We start from the raw sequence: 16151 nt of genomic DNA on the forward strand, positions 1-16151 counted from the left end.
GGGTGCGGGCGTGCGCATCACTTGAAGCCGGTGGACATGTACCGGCCGACGTTCTCCTTGTCGACCACGGCGGAGTAGCAAGTGACGAAGGACGGGATCTCGAACTCCGCCATGCCGCCGACCCCCTTGCCCTGGCCGAGGGCGCGCGCCAGGTCGATGGCGGAGGCGGCCATGGTGGGCGGGTAGAGGACGGTGGCCTTCAGGACGCTGTTGTCCGCCTCGATGGCCTGCATGGCGGAGAGCGCACCCGCGCCGCCCACCATCAGGAAGTCGTCGCGGCCCGCCTGCTTGATGGCGCGCAGGGCGCCCACTCCCTGGTCGTCGTCGTGGTTCCACAGGGCGTCGAAGTTCTTCTGCGCCTGCAGGAGTTGGGACATCTTCGACTGCCCCGACTCGACGGTGAAGTCGGCGGCCTGGCGGGCGACCTTCTTGATGTTCGAGTAGTTCTTGAGGGCGTCGTCGAAGCCCTTCGAGCGCTGCTTCGTGAGCTCCAGGTTGTCCAGGCCCGCCAGCTCCACGACGCGGGCACTCTTCTTGTCCTTGAGCTTCTCGCCGATGTAGTGCCCGGCGCTCAGGCCCATGCCGTAGTTGTCGCCGCCGATCCAGCAGCGGTAGGCCTGCGGGGTCGCGAAGACACGGTCGAGGTTGACGACGGGGATGCCCGCCCTCATGGCCTTCAGGCCGACCTGGGTGAGGGCCTTGCCGTCGGCCGGCAGGATCACCAGGACGTCGACCTTCTTGTTGATCAGCGTCTCGACCTGGCCGATCTGCGCCGCGGTGTCGTTGGACCCCTCGGTGGCCTCAAGCGTGACGTCCTCGTACTTCTCCGCCCGCTTCTTGGCCTGGTCGTTGATGGCGTTGAGCCAGCCGTGGTCGGCCTGGGGACCGGCGAAGCCGATGGTGACCTTCTTGCCCGGCTTGTCGTCGGCGACCTGCTGCGACCTGTCGGAGGAGCCCTCGTCGTCCTTGGACTCGTTGCTGGTGCACCCCGTGATGAGGGCGCCGGTGGACAGGGCGGCGGCTCCGAAGAGCAGCCCTCTGCGGCTGGTGTTCGTCGGCATGAGTGAACTCCTCAGCTCAGGGCGTGTGGGCCGTACGTCGTTGGACGAGCACCGCGGCGACGATGATCGCGCCCTTGGCGATCTGCTGGGTCGCGGTCTCCAGGTTGTTGAGCGCGAAGATGTTCTGGATCGTGGTGAAGATCAGCACGCCGAGCACGGAGCCCGTGATGGTGCCGCGGCCGCCGCTGAGCAGGGTCCCGCCGATGATCGCCGCCGCGATGGCGTCGAGCTCGTACAGGTTGCCGTTGGTGTTCTGTCCCGAGCCGGACAGGACGATCAGCAGGAAGGCCGCGATGCCGCAGCACAGGCCGGAGAGCAGATACAGGTAGAGCCGCTGCCTGCGGACGTCGATGCCGGCCAGGCGCGCCGCCTCCGCGTTGCCGCCGACCGCGACCGAGCGGCGCCCGAAGGTGGTGCGGTTCAGCAGCAACCAGCCGACCACGGTGACGGCGGCGAAGACCATGACCAGCGGCGGGATGCCGAGGATGTACGAGTCGCGCTCGCCGAGCTTGAGCACGCCGTCCACGGTGACCATCTGGGTCTTGCCGTCGGTGATCTGCAGGGCGAGGCCGCGGCCCGCGGCGAGCATGGCGAGGGTGGCGATGAACGGCACCATCCCGCCGTACGCGATGAGCACGCCGTTCACCAGGCCGCATCCCATGCCGACGACGACGGCCGTGAAGAGGATGCCCGCGAAGCCGTACTCCTGGGTGGCGACCGTCGTCGACCACACCGAGGCGAGCGCGACGATCGCCCCGACCGACAGGTCGATGCCCCCGGAGATGATCACGAACGTCATGCCCACCGTGACCACGCCGATGACGGATCCCTGCGTGAGGATCAGCTGGACGTTGTCGGTGTCGAGGAAGGAGTCGGGCTGGGTGATGCCGCCGATCAGGACGAGCACGGCGAGCACGCCGAGCAGTGAGAGCGTCCGCACGTCGGCGCGGGCCACTGTGGCGCGCCACGGGCGGCCGCCGTCGGCGGGGGTGGTCTTGCGGGTGGCGGCCTCGGCCGCCGGGGCAGGCTGGGTCATGCCGCCGGGCTCCCTTCGAGGACGAGGTCGAGTACGCGGTGTTCATCGAGGTCACGGGCGGGTGCGGTGTGGACGACGCGCCCCTCGCGGAGTACGAGGACGCGGTCGGCGAGGCCGAGCACCTCGGGTACCTCGCTGGAGACGAGCAGCACGGCGAGGCCTTCGTCTGCGAGGCGCCGGATCACCGCGTACAGCTCGGCGCGGGCGCCGACGTCGACGCCGCGGGTCGGCTCGTCGAGCAGCAGGACGCGGCAGCCGCGCAGCAGCCAGCGGGCCAGGACGGCCTTCTGCTGGTTGCCGCCCGACAGGGTCCGCACGGGGGCGTTCGGCTCGTCGGGGCGCAGCGACAGTTCGCGCGTCGCGGTGTGCGCGGCCTCGCGTTCGGCACGCCGGTCGAGCCAACCACCGTACGAGAAGCGGGACATGGAGGAGACAGACACGTTGCGGGTGACGGACTCCAGCATGAGGAGGGCCTGCGCCTTGCGCTCCTCGGGGGCGAGGCCGAGCCCGGCACGGACGGCGGCCCGGACACTGCCGGGTCGCAACACCTTTCCGCCGACGGCCACTTGTCCGGAGCTGGGCTTTCGGGCGCCGTAGATCGTCTCCAGGATCTCGGAGCGTCCCGACCCGACGAGTCCGGCGATGCCGACGATCTCGCCGGGGTGCAGGTCGAGGTCGAGGGGTTCGAACTCGCCGCGCCGCGACAGGTCGCGCACGCTCAACACCGGTTCTGACGACGCCTGTTGGACGGCGTCCGCCACCGGCCTCTCGGGGAAGACGTACTCCACGTTGCGGCCCGTCATCAGCGCCACCACATCCTTGGTCGGCGTGGACTTCGCGGGCAGGCCGCCCGCGACGGCGCGCCCGTCCTTGAGGACAGTGACCCGGTCGCCGATGCGGCGGATCTCCTCCAGGCGGTGGGAGATGTAGACGACGGCGACGCCGGTGGCGGTGAGGTCACCGACGATGCGGAAGAGGTTGTCGACCTCGTCGGGGTCGAGGGCGGCGGACGGCTCGTCCATGACGATGAGACGGACCTCGTGGGAGAGCGCCCGGGCCATCGAGACGATCTGCTGCTGGGCGGCGGAGAGTTCGCCGACCAGCCGCCCGGGGTCGATCTCCGTATGTCCGAGCCGCTTGAGCAGGGCGGCCGTCGACGCCTTCGCCGCCCGGCCGCGGACCACGAATCCGGCGGCGGTCGGCTCGTGCCCGAGGTGGACGTTCTCGGCGACGGACAGCCCTTCCACGAGGTCGAGTTCCTGGTAGATGGTGGCGATGCCGAGCCGCATGGCCGCGATCGGCGAGCGCAGCGTGATGCGCTCGCCGCGCCAGGTGATCTCGCCGTCGTCGGGCTGGTGGGCGCCCGCGAGGACCTTGATGAGGGTGGACTTCCCGGCGCCGTTCTGGCCGAGAAGGCAGTGCACCTCCCCGGCCTGGACCCGGAGGTCGACGCCGTCGAGGGCGCGGACCCCGGGGAACGACTTGGTGATGCCGGACATGGTGAGCAGCGGTGGTTCGGATGCCATGACGGTTCCCCTCGGCGGCGGCCGCAGCAGGGCTGGACGGATTCCGGGCAGGGCTGAGCTGAACAGGACCGAAGAAGCAGAAGAAGCAGAAGAGACGGAAGGAGCAGAAGAGGCTGAGGTGATCAGGGCATGACAGGCCAGGGCAGAGCAAGGCAAGGCAAGGCAAGGCAGAGCAAGGCAAGGCGTGCGCTGTACTGGAGCGTGCGGGCCGACCCGTCAGGCCGGTGAGAACAGGTGGTCGCTGATGAGCCGGGCGCCGCCGATGACTCCGGCGGTGGGGCCCAGCTCACCGAGGACGATCGGGAGATTGCCGGTCGCCAGGGGCAGCGACTGGCGGTAGACCTGGGTGCGGATCGCGGCGAGCAGTGTGTGGCCGAGGCCGGTCACGCCGCCGCCGATCACCACGAGGCCGGGGTTGAAGAAGCTGACGAGGCCCGCGATGACCTGGCCGGTGCGGTTGCCGCCGTCGCGGATGAGGTCGAGCGCGGTGGCGTCGCCCGCGGCGGCGGCCGCCGCGACGTCGACGGCGCTGAGCCGCCCCGCCTCGTCGAGCCGCGTGGCGAGCTCCGCCGAACGCCCCTCCCTGGCCGCCTCCTCGGCGTCGCGGGCGAGCGCCGCGCCGCTGAAGTAGGCCTCCAGGCAGCCCTTGTTGCCGCAGGCGCAGGGGCGTCCGTCCGGTTCGGACTGGATGTGGCCGATGTCGCCGGCGCTGCCCGTCGTACCGCGGTGGACCTCACCGCCGACCACGATGCCGCAGCCGATGCCCGTACCGATCTTGACGCAGAGGAAGTCGCCCACGGAGCGTGCGACGCCCGCGTGCTGCTCCCCCATCGCCATGAGGTTCACGTCGTTGTCGACCATGACGGGGCAGCCCAGATCCTGGCTGAGGGCCTCCCGGACGGGGAAGCCGTCCCACCCCGGCATGATTGGCGGGGCGACCGGCACGCCCTCCGGGAAGCGGACGGGCCCCGGCACGCCGATGCCTGCGCCGTCGAACCCTTCCGCGAGACCGGAGGCCTTCAGCTTGGCCGCCATGGCGAGGACCTGCTCGAAGACCGCGACCGGGCCCTCGCGCACGTCCATGGGCTGATTGATGTGGCCGAGCACCTCCAGCTCGGCGTTGGTCACCGCGACGTCGACCGAGGTCGCGCCGATGTCCACGCCGAGGAAACGGAGGGCAGGCGCCAGGCGGATGTTGTGGGACCGCCGGCCGCCGCGCGAGGCGGCGAGTCCGTCGGCGACCACGAGTCCGGTCTCCAGGAGCCGGTCGACCTCGACGGCCAGCTTGGACCGCGAGAGGTCGACCTGATCGCCCAGCTGGGCGCGGGAGTTGGGCCCTCCGTCACGCAACAGCCGCAGCAGCCGCGCCTGGTGCGCGTTGGCGGGTCGAGCCGTCATACGTCTCACGCGCCCCTCCCCGCCTCATCGGGCTTCCCATGCCGTTGCCCTCGGGTCGGTGAGCCGTCGACCGGGCCACCGTCGCCTTCGGGCTTCCTTCAAGCTTTCGAGGGGAACGTAGCAGTGCCTGCCGGGACTGGGAAGAAGTTGCGCACGAATTACCCATGACTTTCTCCAGTCACAGGACAAAGGGTGGCAGCAGGCAACAGGGTGGCGGCAGGAGCACCCGGCCCGGGGCGGGGCCGGCCGGTACTCCTGCCGCCGGGCTCAGCCCTGTTCGCGCTGGTGGTACGTCCGCCGGGTGTGCTCGGTGTGGGCCCGCATGATCTCCGTGGCGCGCTGTTCGTCGCGCTCGGCGATCGCTGCGATCAGTTCGCGGTGCTCCAGCCAGGACTGGCTGCCGCGCTGGCGGGCCACCGGCGTGTAGTACCAGCGGACCCGGCGGTCCACCTGTCCGGCGAGCTCGGCGAGGACCACGTTGCCGGCGAGCTCCATCACCTTGGCGTGGAAGGCGGCGTTGAGCGTGACCACCTGGTCCACGTCGCCGTCGGCGACGGCCTGTTCGCCCTGGGTGCAGAGCTCGTCGAGCGCGGTGATGCCCGCGGAGCCGGTGTTCGCGGCAGCGAGCCGGGCGGCCTCGGCCTCCAACAGGGTGCGCACCGTGAGGAGTTGATCCGCCTCCGCCTCGGTGGGCTCGTGCACGAACGCGCCTTGGGCGGGCCGCAGGTCGACCCAGCCCTCGGTGTTGAGCCGCTGCAGCGCCTCGCGCACCGGCTGTCGCGAGACACCCAGATGTCCGGCCAGTTCACTCTCGACGAGGTGCTGGCCCGGCTGCAGCGAGCGGTTCGTGATCAGTTCGAGCAGCGCCTCGTAGACCCGCTCCCTGAGCGGTCCCGGGCGCTCGAGTTTGGGCACCGCCCCCTGCGGCAGTCCAGTGGACAACATCGCGGCCCCCTCCTCGAAGATTGCCTTTTGTCTACAGTCTACGAGCTACGGGGGCCAGCACCAGGGAGAGTTGAGCCGATCACACTGCCCGGCGTGACTCATTCATGGGTATCGCATGACCAGAACTTGGGAAGGGGCGACGCGGATGTGAGCGGCGCCCGAACGTGAGTGACGCTTGAGTGGCGGCGGAACCGCTCAGGGGCACCGCACGACCAGTCCCGCGTACGAGAGGTTGCCACCGAAGCCGAACAGCAGGACCGGATCGCCGGAGCCGACCTCCCCGCGCTCCACCAGCTTGGACAGCGCCATGGGGATGCTGCCCGCCGAGGTGTTCCCGGAGTCGACGACATCACGCGCGACGACGGCGTTCACGGCGCCGATGCGCTCGGCGAGCGGCTCGATGATCCGCAGGTTGGCCTGGTGCAGGACGACTCCGGCGAGGTCGGCCGGGGTGAGCCCGGCGCGCTCGCAGGCCGCGCGGGCGAGCGGGGGCAGCTGGGTCGTCGCCCACCGGTAGACGCTCTGGCCCTCCTGGGAGAAGCGCGGCGGCGTGCCCTCGATACGGACCGCGTTGCCCATTTCGGGCACCGAGCCCCACAGCACCGGGCCGATGCCGGGCTCCTCGCCGGGCCCGCACGCCTCCACGACGGCCGCGCCCGCACCGTCGCCGGTCAGCACACAGGTGGTGCGGTCCGTCCAGTCCGTGACCTCGGTCATCTTGTCCGCGCCGATGACCAGGGCGCGGGTGGCGGCCCCGGCCCGTACGGTGTGGTCGGCGGTGGCGAGGGCGTGCGTGAAGCCCGCGCACACGACATTGACGTCCATCACGCAGGGCCCGGGGATGCCCAGCCGGGCGGCCACCCGGGCGGCCATGTTCGGCGAGCGGTCGATGGCCGTGGAGGTGGCGACCAGGACCAGGTCGATCGCGTCGGGGGTCAGGCCCGCGGCCGCGAGAGCCTTGCCGCCCGCGTGCGCGGCCAGCTCGTCGACCGGCTCCTCCGGGCCCGCGACGTGGCGTGTGCGGATGCCCACTCGGGACCGGATCCACTCGTCGCTGGTGTCGACGAGGCCTGCCAGGTCCTCGTTGGTGAGGATCTTGGCGGGCTGATAGTGGCCGACAGCGGCGATGCGCGAGCCGTGCATGTACGGGTCCCCCTCGTTGCCGAGAATTCTTGTTGCCGAAGGCGCTTGTCGCCGAAGATGCGGGACCTTCCAGTCTGGTCAGCGACTGATGAGTAACGATGCGCGTAATGCGACAGGAAAGGAGCGCAGTGTTTGGATGCTTCTCATGATCTGGTCACCCTCTGAAGAGTTGCGTGACCTTGTGTACGAGTTCGTACGCTCCGTAGCCGAGTGGTAGCCCCAATTAGAGCCGGGCGAGCAGGATCAGTCCTCGGGACCAGCCGCGGCGGAGACCGACCGGCCCGGGCCGCCAAGGCGCCCGGAGCGAAGAGTCATATTCGGCGCGGTGCGCCTGCGCCCTGCCAGCGGTAGAGATCGCGCAGCAGGGAAATCTCGGCGCCGTGATGGATCAGTTCCACGAGACGGTGACGTGCGCCAGCCGCCAGGCAATCGTGGTCACCGGCGCCGGCACCGGGCCGGGGGACGCGAAGTCCATCGTCCATTCCCCCGAGCCTTCCGACATCGGTGCGGCCGACGTGCCACGTGGGCGGATGCTCCAGCAGCCACGCACCGGCTCCCAGAACCCCTCATCGGCGAGACCGTCCAGCCGCAGCCGCAGGTTCTTCTGCCAGTGCCGCCCCAACTCCCATACTGTAGACAATATTTCGTCGACAACCTCTCCATATGCTGCACGGCGGGCGACCCGCGCCCTAGTTCCTCGGACCCTCAACCGAATGGAGCGCCCCACCGTGAAAGTGGTACTTCCACCGGCACGGCGGCCCGCACGACAGCCACCGCGTCGAGAGCGTGGATCCGGGCGGCGCGGTGAGCGCGGTGCTCGCGCCCGAACGCGCCGTCGGCTGCGTCGTCTACGCGGCCACGGAGCTCGAAGGGCCCTGTCCGACGGGCGCCCTCAGCTTCAAGTCGGAGTTCGACATGCGGGCGGCGGGCACCTGGGACGAGTCCGCGCAGACCGCGATGACGACGGTGTGCGCGTACTGCGGAGTCGGCTGCAACCTGACCCTGCACGTGCAGGACAATGACATCGTCAAGGTCACCTCGCCGCACGACAACCCGGTGACCCACGGCAACCTCTGCATCAAGGGCCGTTTCGGCTACCAGCACGTACAGAACCGGGACTGATCACGACATGGGACGAGTCACTGAGCGACGCAAGGTGATCCGGATCCGGGACGGGCACGTCTCGGAGCGGCCCGACACCCTGGTCGCCGAGGAGCCTCTGGAGATCCGCCTCAACGGCAGACCGCTCGCCATCACGATGCGCACCCCCGGTGACGACTTCGCACTCGCGGCCGGGTTCCTGGTGAGCGAGGGCGTGCTCGGCTCGGCCGACGAGCTGCAGTCCATCGTCTACTGCGCGGGGGCGACGGCGGAGGGCTCGAACACGTACAACGTCGTCGACGTGAAGACCGCCCCGGGCGTCGTGATCCCCGACATCACCCTCGAACGCAACGTGTACACCACCTCTTCCTGCGGCCTGTGCGGCAAGGCGAGCCTGGACGCCGTCCGGACCACGGCGCGCTTTCCGATCGCCGACGCTCCCCCGGTCCGGCTCGGGACCGAGCTGCTCGCGAGCCTCCCCGACCGGCTGCGCGCGTCCCAGCGGGTCTTCGAGCGGACGGGGGGCCTGCACGGCGCCGCGCTCTTCTCCGAGGAGGGCGAGCTGCTCGACATACGGGAGGACGTGGGGCGGCACAACGCGGTCGACAAGCTCGTCGGGCGGGCCCTGCAGGACGGGCGGCTGCCGCTCTCGCGCGCGGTCCTGCTCGTCTCGGGCCGCGCGTCCTTCGAGCTCGCCCAGAAGGCCGTGATGGCGGGTATCCCGGTCCTTGCCGCGGTCTCCGCGCCGTCCTCGCTCGCCGTCGACCTGGCCGCCGAGACCGGGCTCACGCTGATCGGCTTCCTGCGCGGCTCCTCCATGAACGTGTACGCGGGCGAGCACCGCGTCGCCCTGCGGGCCGCGGCCGCCCAGGGCTGACCCGGGGCCGCCCGCCGCCCGCCGCACGGCGGCGGCGCCCCGGCCGACGGGGACCGCCCTCTGCGCCGGCCGGGCCCGCTGCCGCAGCCCGCGCCTGCCCCCCGCTGCCCCCGCCGGTACCGCAGCCCCGGCGTCTCATTCCTCCGGCGCCTCCACCCCGGAGATCCGGGTGAGCATCTCCATGAACCGCTCCCGCTCGGCGGCGGACAGGGGCGCGAGGAGTTCGGCGTTGGCGCGGGCGGCCGCTTCCGTGCACCGCTCGACGGTGCGCCTGCCGCGCTCCGTGATCGTGATCGCGTTCTTGCGGCGGTCCCGCGGATCGGGCGCGCGCTCGACGAGTCCGTCGGCCTGCAGGTCGTTCAGGACGCCGACCATGTCCTTCGGGTCGAGCGAGACGCTGCGGCCGAGCTCCGCCTGGGCGACGGGACCGAGGTCGGCGACGGCGGAAAGGACCACGTGGTGCCACATCTTCAGGCCCTCGCGGCCCAGCGCGTCGGCGACCAGGGCGCGGCCACGGGCCGCGGCGCGGCCGAGGAGCCAGCTGGGGAGGGTGCGGATCGTGCTGGGGGCGGGCGGTGTCGAGGCCATGGGGAAAGCGTATCGAGTAATCGTTGGACTTCCCAATGATTGAGCTTTATCGTTGGACCTCCCAACGATTCCTGGAGCCCGGAGGTGGTACGGATGCGTCGCGTCCGGTATGAGCGAAGCGGTGGCCCCGAGGTGCTGTTCCTGGAGGACGTCCCCGTACCCGAACCGGGTCCCGGTGAGCTCCTCGTGCGCGTCGAGGCGATCGGCGTGACCCTGCCCGTCGTCCGCAAGGTCCGCGAGGAGCGCGACCCGATCGCGCTCGGCGGCGAGATCGCCGGTGAGGTCGTCGCGGTCGGTGAGGCCGTCACCGGGCATGCGCCGGGTGACCGCGTCACCGGCCTCGTCTTCGGGCACGGGTACGCCGACCACGCCCTGCTCCTGGCCACCATGGCCTCGCCGGTCCCCGACGGGGCGAGCGCCGTCGACGCCGTGGCCCTGGTCCGCTCCGGGCTCGTCGCCTACGGCGCGCTCGAAGCCGCCCGCCCCGCGCCCGGCGAGTCCGCACTCGTCACCGCCGCCGCGAGCGGTGTGGGCCACCTGGCCCTGCAACTGGCCCGCCTCAAGGGCGCGGCGCGGGTCGTGGCCGCCGTGTCGGACACAGGCAAGGCGGACAAGGCGAACAAGGCGGACTTCGCGCGCGGCCTCGGCGCCGACGACGTCGTCACGTACGACCGTGCGGACTGGGGCGAGCCCGTGGACTACGTGCTCGACGCGGTCGGCGGCGACCTGCTCACGCCCGCCGTCCGGGCCCTCGCCCCGCACGGCCGCCTGGTGGCCTACAGCTCGGGCGGCGGCACCGTGGCCGCGTACGACCTGCTCGTCGGCGCCAAGTCCGTCATCGGGTTCCAGATGGCGCTGATCGCGCGCGGGCGGCCCGAGCTGTACGAGGCGTGGCGGCGGGAGCTGTGGCGGTGGCACGCGTCGGGAGATCTGCGGCCCACCGTGCACGCCCGGTTTCCGTTGGAGGAGGCGGCGCGGGCGCACCGGGTGATCGAGGCGCGGAGCAACCGGGGCAAGGTCGTCCTGATCCCTTGACGCGCGCTTCTTGTGGGGCTTCGAGGCCCGACGTAGCGTCTGTGAGACGTATGTCGGACGTGGGATGTCAGGATGTCCGGTCGTATATTCGTCCGGGCGTCCCACGTTCTCGTTGTCCTTCCTGTTCCCGGTCCCGTTCCCGCGCCTGGGCCCGGTGCCGTCATGAACCGTCGGCACCTGACCCGTCTGCACCTGATCCTTCGTCACCTGAGCCGCCGTCACCTGAGCCGTCATCACCATGAGTCGCCGTCGCCACGAAAGGCGGACCGCACCATGCCATCGAGCCTCCGAACACGCCTCAGATCGATCCGTACCGCCGTCACCGTCGTCACCGCCGTCGCCGTCGGCGCCCTGCTGCCCGCGCCCCCGGTGCAGGCCGAGCGGGCCGCGCCCGCCCCGACACCGCCGTTCGAGCAGCAGGTGCTGTTCAAGGCATCGCAGGACCCCGGATACGCCTGCTTCCGCATCCCGGCCGTGGTGCGGACGGTGAAGGGCACCCTGCTCGCCTTCGCCGAGGGCCGGGTCAACGACTGCAGCGACGCGGGCGACATAGATCTGGTGCTGAAGCGGTCGCAGGACGGCGGCCGGACCTGGGGACCGCTCCAGGTCATCGACGAGGGCGCGGGCGACACCCACGGCAACCCCGCGCCGGTCGTGGACCGCGAGAGCGGCCGCATCCTCCTCGCGGAGACGTTCAACACCGGCCGCACGGACGGCAGGAACTGCGACGTGCCGTGCGACCGCACCCCGCACCTGCAGTACAGCGACGACGACGGCCGCACCTGGTCCGCGCCGCGCGACCTGAGCAAGGAGATCCTGCCGCCGCACTGGAACTCCTGGTACGCGACCGGTCCCGTGCACGGCGTCCAGCTGACCCGCGGCCGCCACGAGGGGCGCCTCGTCTTCACCGCCAACACCGAGACGTGGGACGGCAGTCGGGTCACCGCGAACCACGCCGCGCTGATCGTCAGCGACGACGGCGGCGACCACTGGAAGATCGGGGCCACGGACTCGTACCCGATACCGCCTGACGGCACGTTCCGGCAGAAACCGTCCGAGATGACGATCACCGAGCGGCCCGACGGGGCCCTCTACGTCAGCGGCCGCGAGCAGGACGGCACGGACCTGGGCCACCGCACCCACACGGTCAGCCGCGACGGCGGCGACTCCTTCGTCGCCCCCTTCCGCGCGATCCCCGACCTCTACACGCCCCAAGTCCAGGGCTCCACCCTGCAGTTCGGCCGCCGGATGCTGCTCGCCTGCCCCGCCGACCCGGACCGCCGCCGCACGATGCAGATCCGCTCCTCCTACGACGGCGGCCGCACCTGGGACAGCGTCGACCGCGGCACGACGGTGACCACCGACTGGTCGGGCTACTCCGATCTGGTGCGGGCCGACGGGGCGCACATCGGGCTGCTGTACGAGGGCGGCGCCGTCGACGCGCGCGACGAGATCCGCTTCGCCCGCTTCACCGAGGACTGGCTGCGGCCGCGCCGCGGCCCGGACCCGACGACCCGCGACCGCGCACCGGGCGCCCGCCCCGCGGCCGTGCTCGGCGGCGCGAGTGAGACAGAGGGGCGCTTCGGCGGGGCGCTCGCCTTCGACGGCACCGACGACGCCGTGCGGCTGCCCTTCCGCGGCCGACTGCCGCTCGGCACCCGGGACTTCACCGCCTCGCTGTGGTTCCGCCACTCCGCCACGACCGGCGAGCAGCCCCTGCTGTGGATGGGCGGCATCGGCACCAACCAGCCGCAGGTGTGGCTGCGCGGCGAGCCCGCGAGCAACCGCGTCACGGGCCTGATCACCACGCGCGATGGCGCGGCGCCCCCGAGGTCCGCCTCCGTGCGCACGACGAGCGCGTACAACGACGGCCAGTGGCACCACATCGCACTGCGCCGCGGCGCCGGACGTCTGACGCTCTTCCTCGACGACGCCCGGATCGACGCCGCCGACGTGCCGGGCTCGGTCAGCCGCAACTCGCCCTTCGGCGTGCACGTGGGGCAACGGATGGACAGCCGGGCCCACTTCGCCGGGGATATCGACGAAGTACGGGTCTACAGCAGGGCGTTGGACGATGCGGAGATGGAGGATCTGCGCACGGGTGATGCTCCTGTGACACGGGACACCGTCGTGCGACTCCCCATGGACCACGTACGCGGCAGCAACTAACGTCCCGGGCGTGTCCGCCCGCGAACGTCCCGCGACGGGGCCGCGCAGGATCTGGCCGGTCCTGCTGCTGGTCCTGGCCTGCGCGGCCGTGCTGCTCATCGCCCTCCCGGAAGACGACCGGGAGGGCGATGCGGCATGCCGGCCCCGCACCGTCGCCTCCTGGGCCGCCGACGACCGGGCCACCGGGGAGTTCGCGCGCTACGGCGACGACGCGACGCGCACCGACGACTGGACCGGCGGCGACGGCACCCACTCGGTGCGCCTGCCGGACGGACGCCTGCTGTGGCTCTTCTCCGACACCTTCCTCGGCCAGGTCCACGCGCCCCCGAACCCGGCGGGGCAGCCGCACACCTGGCGCGACACGAACACGCCGATGATCCGCAACTCGGCCGTGGTGATGTCCCGTTCGGGCGAACTGCGGCGCACCCTCGCCGCGCCGCTCTTCCCCGACCCGGCGCCCCAGCAGTGGCGCTGGCCGGTGGCGGCCCGTGTGGAGCCCCGCTCGCCCGGCGCGGACGAGCAGGTCGTGCGGGTCCTGCTGTGGAACCGCATGGCCAGTCAGGGCCCCTGGATCTACGGCGTCCCCGTGGCCACGGAGGTCGCCACGCTCGCGCTGCCCGACCTGCGCGTCGAGTCCATCGTGAAGGTCTCCGACCAGCAGTCGGTCGGCGATCCCGGGAAACGGGTCCTGTACGGCACGACCACGGTCGACGACGAGGACTGGACGTACGTCTTCGGCGGCACGGACGCCCAGGCGGCCTCGCGCCCCTCCTCCCACGCGTACGTCGCCCGCGTCCCGCACGGTGGGCTCGCCGAGGCGGATGCGTGGGAGTACTGGGACGGCGAGGAGTGGGGCGCCGACGTCACCCCCCGGCCCGTCCTTGGGGACGGCAAGCGCAAGGGGGTGGGGAGCGCGTTCACGGTGGTGCGGGACGACGGGACGTACGTGCTGTTCACCATGGCCGCGGGCACCGAGGGCCTGACCACCGTCACGTCGTACTGGTCCTGCTCCCCCACCGGCCCCTGGCACGGCCCCGCCAAGGCATTCGAGGCGCCCCTGCCCAAGGACGGCGCGCCTCAGCAGGAGACCGCCGCCTACAACCCGCAGGCGCACCCGGCGCTCGGCGGCGACGGCCGCCTCGTGCTCAGCTACGACGTCAACTGGCTGAACGCGACGCCCGCGAACGCGCAGGCCAACATCAGCCGGAACGTGTCGCTGTACCGACCGCGGTTCGTGTCCCTGCGGCTCGCGGCGGCTCGCTGACGAACTGCTCCGGGTCCCGCGAGCGGCGCTTGGCGATGACCGCGCAGACCATCAGCTGCATCTGGTGGAAGAGCATCAGCGGCAGCACGGCGAGCGAGGCGTCCGCCCCGAACAGCACGCTCGCCATGGGCAGTCCGGCGGCCAGGGACTTCTTCGAGCCCGCGAACTGGATCGCGACGCGGTCGGCCCGGCCGAAACCGAGCCGCTTCGCGCCGTACCAGGTGAGCGCCAGCATGACCGCGAGCAGCACCGCCTCGACGCCGAGCAGCGCGAGCAGGCGCAGGGGGTGCACCTGGCCCCAGATGCCCTGCACCATGCCCTCGCTGAACGCGGTGTAGACGACGAGCAGGATCGACCCGCGGTCCACGTAGCCGAGGATCTTCTTGTGGCGCGTGATGAAGCCGCCCACCCAGCGGCGCAGGAACTGCCCGGCGAGGAACGGCACGAGCAGCTGCAGCACGATCTTGAGGAGCGCGTCGGCCGAGAAACCGCCCCCGCTGTCGCCGAGCAGCGCGGCCGCGAGCAGCGGTGTGAGCACGATCCCGGCCAGCGAGGAGAAGGAACCGGCGCAGATCGCCGCCGGGACGTTGCCGCGGGCCATCGACGTGAAGGCGATGGACGACTGGATCGTCGAGGGCACCAGGGTGAGGAAGAGGAAACCGCTGAACAGCGCGGGCGTCAGGACGTACGGAACGAGCCCCTTCGCCGCGAGGCCGAGCAGCGGAAAGACGACGAACGTGCAGGCGAGGACCGTGACGTGGAGCCGCCAGTGCTTGAGCCCGTCGAGCGCCTCGCGGGTGGAGAGCCGGGCCCCGTAGAGGAAGAAGAGCAGGGAGACGGCCGCGGTGGAGGCGCCGGAGGCGGCATCGGCGGCGGTGCCGCGGGCGGGCAGCAGGGCCGCGAGCCCCACGGTTGCGAGCAACGCCACGATGTACGGGTCGACCGGCATCCAGGACGGCCACTTCAGGCGTTTCACGGTGCTCCATGCTCTCGGTGCGGGGGCGCGCCCGGTTCTCGGCCTCTCGGCGGGGCGTGCCCTCTCCATGATCCTCCCGAACAGGGTGATCGGGAATCCCTCACACCGCTCTCACTGCCATCACGTTCCATGATGAGCGGCGCTAGGCTGGTCCGCGTGTACGACCCCTCGCAGCTCCGTACGTTCCTCGCGGTCGCCCAGACGCTCAGCTTCACGCGGGCCGCCCGCCGACTGAACCTGCGCCAGTCGACCGTCAGCCAGCACGTGCGGCGCCTGGAGGACGCCACCGGACGGCAGCTGTTCACGCGCGACACCCACAGCGTGGAGCTGACCGAGGACGGCGAGGCCATGCTCGGCTTCGCCCGCAGGATCCTGGCGGCGCACGAGCAGGCGGCGGCGTTCTTCACCGGCACGCGTCTCGGCGGGCGGCTGCGGTTCGGGGCCTCGGAGGACTTCGTCCTGACGCGGCTCACCGACATCCTGGAGTCCTTCCGGCACGACCACCCCGACGTCGACCTGGAGTTGACGGTCGAGCTGTCCGGCACGCTGCACAAGCAGCTGGACGCGGGCAAGCTCGACCTGGTGCTCGCCAAGCGGCGCCCCGAGGACCCGCGCGGCGAGCTGGTCTGGCAGGACGACCTGGTCTGGATCGGCGCCGAGCGGCTGCGCCTCGACCCCGAGCGCCCGGTGCCGCTGATCGTCTATCCCCCGCCGGGCATCACCCGCGCCCTCGCCTTCGAGGCCCTGGAACGACGGGGCCGCGCCTGGCGCGTGGCCTGCACGAGCGGCAGCCTCAACGGCCTGGTGGCGGCGGCCCGCGCGGGCCTCGGCGTGATGGCGCACTCGCGGGGCCTGATCCCGCCCGGCCTCGTCCGCGTCCCGGACCGCGCGGGCCTGCCCGAACTGGGCCCGGTCGACTTCGTGCTGCTGCACGGCGAGCGGCGCGCCCCGGCACAGGAGGCCGCGGACGCGCTGGCGGCGTCGATCCTGGCAGGCGGCGACCGGCTGCACCGGGGCGGGCGCTGACGCCGT

General features: G+C 71.6%; 14 protein-coding genes and 2 pseudogenes. 7 read left to right on the plus strand and 9 right to left on the minus strand.

What is annotated here, in order from left to right; genetic code table 11:
- Nucleotides 1–17 precede the first annotated feature (17 nt).
- The 7 genes from ACFVYL_RS01415 to ACFVYL_RS01445 form a co-directional block, all read right to left on the minus strand.
- Nucleotides 18–1061 carry a substrate-binding domain-containing protein gene (locus ACFVYL_RS01415; protein WP_389712227.1) on the minus strand — a complete coding sequence of 348 codons (1044 nt, stop codon included), beginning with the start codon at nt 1059–1061 and terminating at the stop codon, nt 18–20.
- A gap of 16 nt (nt 1062–1077) precedes the next feature.
- Nucleotides 1078–2097: an ABC transporter permease gene (locus tag ACFVYL_RS01420; RefSeq protein ID WP_389712228.1), complete on the minus strand. Its 1020-nt coding sequence runs from the start codon at nt 2095–2097 to the stop codon at nt 1078–1080.
- A complete protein-coding gene (locus ACFVYL_RS01425) occupies nt 2094–3623 on the minus strand; it encodes a sugar ABC transporter ATP-binding protein (RefSeq protein ID WP_389712229.1) in 1530 nt (509 codons plus the stop codon). Before ACFVYL_RS01425 ends, ACFVYL_RS01420 begins: the two co-directional genes overlap by 4 nt.
- 216 nt (nt 3624–3839) lie before the next feature.
- Complete coding sequence (locus tag ACFVYL_RS01430; RefSeq protein WP_389712230.1) at nt 3840–5021, minus strand: ROK family protein; 1182 nt, start codon at nt 5019–5021, stop codon at nt 3840–3842.
- A gap of 267 nt (nt 5022–5288) precedes the next feature.
- Nucleotides 5289–5966, minus strand: coding sequence for a GntR family transcriptional regulator (locus ACFVYL_RS01435; protein ID WP_389712231.1), 678 nt, complete (start codon nt 5964–5966; stop codon nt 5289–5291).
- Between the two features lie 195 nt (nt 5967–6161).
- Nucleotides 6162–7109 carry a beta-ketoacyl-ACP synthase III gene (locus ACFVYL_RS01440; protein WP_389712232.1) on the minus strand — a complete coding sequence of 316 codons (948 nt, stop codon included), beginning with the start codon at nt 7107–7109 and terminating at the stop codon, nt 6162–6164.
- A 388-nt stretch (nt 7110–7497) separates the two neighbouring features.
- On the minus strand, nt 7498–7749 hold the full coding sequence (locus ACFVYL_RS01445) for a hypothetical protein (protein WP_389712233.1): 252 nt from the start codon (nt 7747–7749) through the stop codon (nt 7498–7500).
- Between the two features lie 95 nt (nt 7750–7844).
- On the opposite strand from ACFVYL_RS01445, the pseudogene ACFVYL_RS01450 reads away from it, so the two are divergent.
- The 3 genes and pseudogenes from ACFVYL_RS01450 to fdhD form a co-directional block, all read left to right on the plus strand.
- A pseudogene (locus ACFVYL_RS01450) lies at nt 7845–7985 on the plus strand (oxidoreductase); the annotation flags it as partial.
- A pseudogene (locus ACFVYL_RS01455) lies at nt 7986–8231 on the plus strand (Fe-S-binding domain-containing protein); the annotation flags it as partial. It abuts the pseudogene before it with no gap.
- Nucleotides 8232–8238: 7 nt separating this feature from the next.
- Nucleotides 8239–9087, plus strand: a complete 849-nt coding sequence (gene fdhD, locus ACFVYL_RS01460) for a formate dehydrogenase accessory sulfurtransferase FdhD (RefSeq protein ID WP_389712234.1) — start codon at nt 8239–8241, stop codon at nt 9085–9087.
- Nucleotides 9088–9222: 135 nt separating this feature from the next.
- On the opposite strand, the gene ACFVYL_RS01465 is transcribed toward fdhD, so the two are convergent.
- A complete protein-coding gene (locus tag ACFVYL_RS01465; protein WP_389712235.1) occupies nt 9223–9675 on the minus strand; it encodes a MarR family winged helix-turn-helix transcriptional regulator in 453 nt (150 codons plus the stop codon).
- 93 nt (nt 9676–9768) lie between these two features.
- Between ACFVYL_RS01465 and ACFVYL_RS01470 the strand changes: the two genes are divergently transcribed.
- From ACFVYL_RS01470 to ACFVYL_RS01480, 3 genes are all read left to right on the plus strand, one after another.
- Nucleotides 9769–10710 (plus strand): zinc-binding alcohol dehydrogenase family protein, encoded by a 942-nt coding sequence (locus ACFVYL_RS01470; protein ID WP_389712236.1) that lies wholly within the window; start codon nt 9769–9771, stop codon nt 10708–10710.
- 273 nt (nt 10711–10983) lie between these two features.
- Nucleotides 10984–12879: an exo-alpha-sialidase gene (locus ACFVYL_RS01475; RefSeq protein WP_389712237.1), complete on the plus strand. Its 1896-nt coding sequence runs from the start codon at nt 10984–10986 to the stop codon at nt 12877–12879.
- Between the two features lie 10 nt (nt 12880–12889).
- Nucleotides 12890–14143 (plus strand): DUF4185 domain-containing protein, encoded by a 1254-nt coding sequence (locus ACFVYL_RS01480; protein WP_389712238.1) that lies wholly within the window; start codon nt 12890–12892, stop codon nt 14141–14143.
- On the opposite strand, the gene ACFVYL_RS01485 is transcribed toward ACFVYL_RS01480, so the two are convergent.
- Nucleotides 14079–15092, minus strand: a complete 1014-nt coding sequence (locus tag ACFVYL_RS01485; protein ID WP_389712445.1) for a bile acid:sodium symporter family protein — start codon at nt 15090–15092, stop codon at nt 14079–14081. The genes ACFVYL_RS01480 and ACFVYL_RS01485 overlap by 65 nt on opposite strands.
- Nucleotides 15093–15275: 183 nt before the next feature.
- Here ACFVYL_RS01485 and ACFVYL_RS01490 point away from each other — a divergent pair, with 183 nt between their 5' ends.
- Nucleotides 15276–16145: a LysR substrate-binding domain-containing protein gene (locus tag ACFVYL_RS01490; RefSeq protein WP_389712239.1), complete on the plus strand. Its 870-nt coding sequence runs from the start codon at nt 15276–15278 to the stop codon at nt 16143–16145.
- Nucleotides 16146–16151 lie beyond the last annotated feature (6 nt).

Origin of the sequence: Streptomyces sp. NPDC058308, assembly GCF_042880275.1 — a bacterium.
Lineage (GTDB): Bacteria > Actinomycetota > Actinomycetes > Streptomycetales > Streptomycetaceae > Streptomyces.

What these genes read in the sequence shown, in the direction of transcription:
- fdhD (WP_389712234.1), top strand. Translation starts at nt 8,239, where the DNA reads ATGGGACGAGTCACTGAGCGACGCAAGGTGATCCGGATCCGGGACGGG.
- ACFVYL_RS01415 (WP_389712227.1), bottom strand. Translation starts at nt 1,061, where the DNA reads ATGCCGACGAACACCAGCCGCAGAGGGCTGCTCTTCGGAGCCGCCGCC.
- ACFVYL_RS01430 (WP_389712230.1), bottom strand. Translation starts at nt 5,021, where the DNA reads ATGACGGCTCGACCCGCCAACGCGCACCAGGCGCGGCTGCTGCGGCTG.
- ACFVYL_RS01440 (WP_389712232.1), bottom strand. Translation starts at nt 7,109, where the DNA reads ATGCACGGCTCGCGCATCGCCGCTGTCGGCCACTATCAGCCCGCCAAG.
- ACFVYL_RS01470 (WP_389712236.1), top strand. Translation starts at nt 9,769, where the DNA reads ATGCGTCGCGTCCGGTATGAGCGAAGCGGTGGCCCCGAGGTGCTGTTC.
- ACFVYL_RS01465 (WP_389712235.1), bottom strand. Translation starts at nt 9,675, where the DNA reads ATGGCCTCGACACCGCCCGCCCCCAGCACGATCCGCACCCTCCCCAGC.
- ACFVYL_RS01485 (WP_389712445.1), bottom strand. Translation starts at nt 15,092, where the DNA reads ATGCCGGTCGACCCGTACATCGTGGCGTTGCTCGCAACCGTGGGGCTC.
- ACFVYL_RS01425 (WP_389712229.1), bottom strand. Translation starts at nt 3,623, where the DNA reads ATGGCATCCGAACCACCGCTGCTCACCATGTCCGGCATCACCAAGTCG.
- ACFVYL_RS01420 (WP_389712228.1), bottom strand. Translation starts at nt 2,097, where the DNA reads ATGACCCAGCCTGCCCCGGCGGCCGAGGCCGCCACCCGCAAGACCACC.
- ACFVYL_RS01475 (WP_389712237.1), top strand. Translation starts at nt 10,984, where the DNA reads ATGCCATCGAGCCTCCGAACACGCCTCAGATCGATCCGTACCGCCGTC.
- ACFVYL_RS01435 (WP_389712231.1), bottom strand. Translation starts at nt 5,966, where the DNA reads ATGTTGTCCACTGGACTGCCGCAGGGGGCGGTGCCCAAACTCGAGCGC.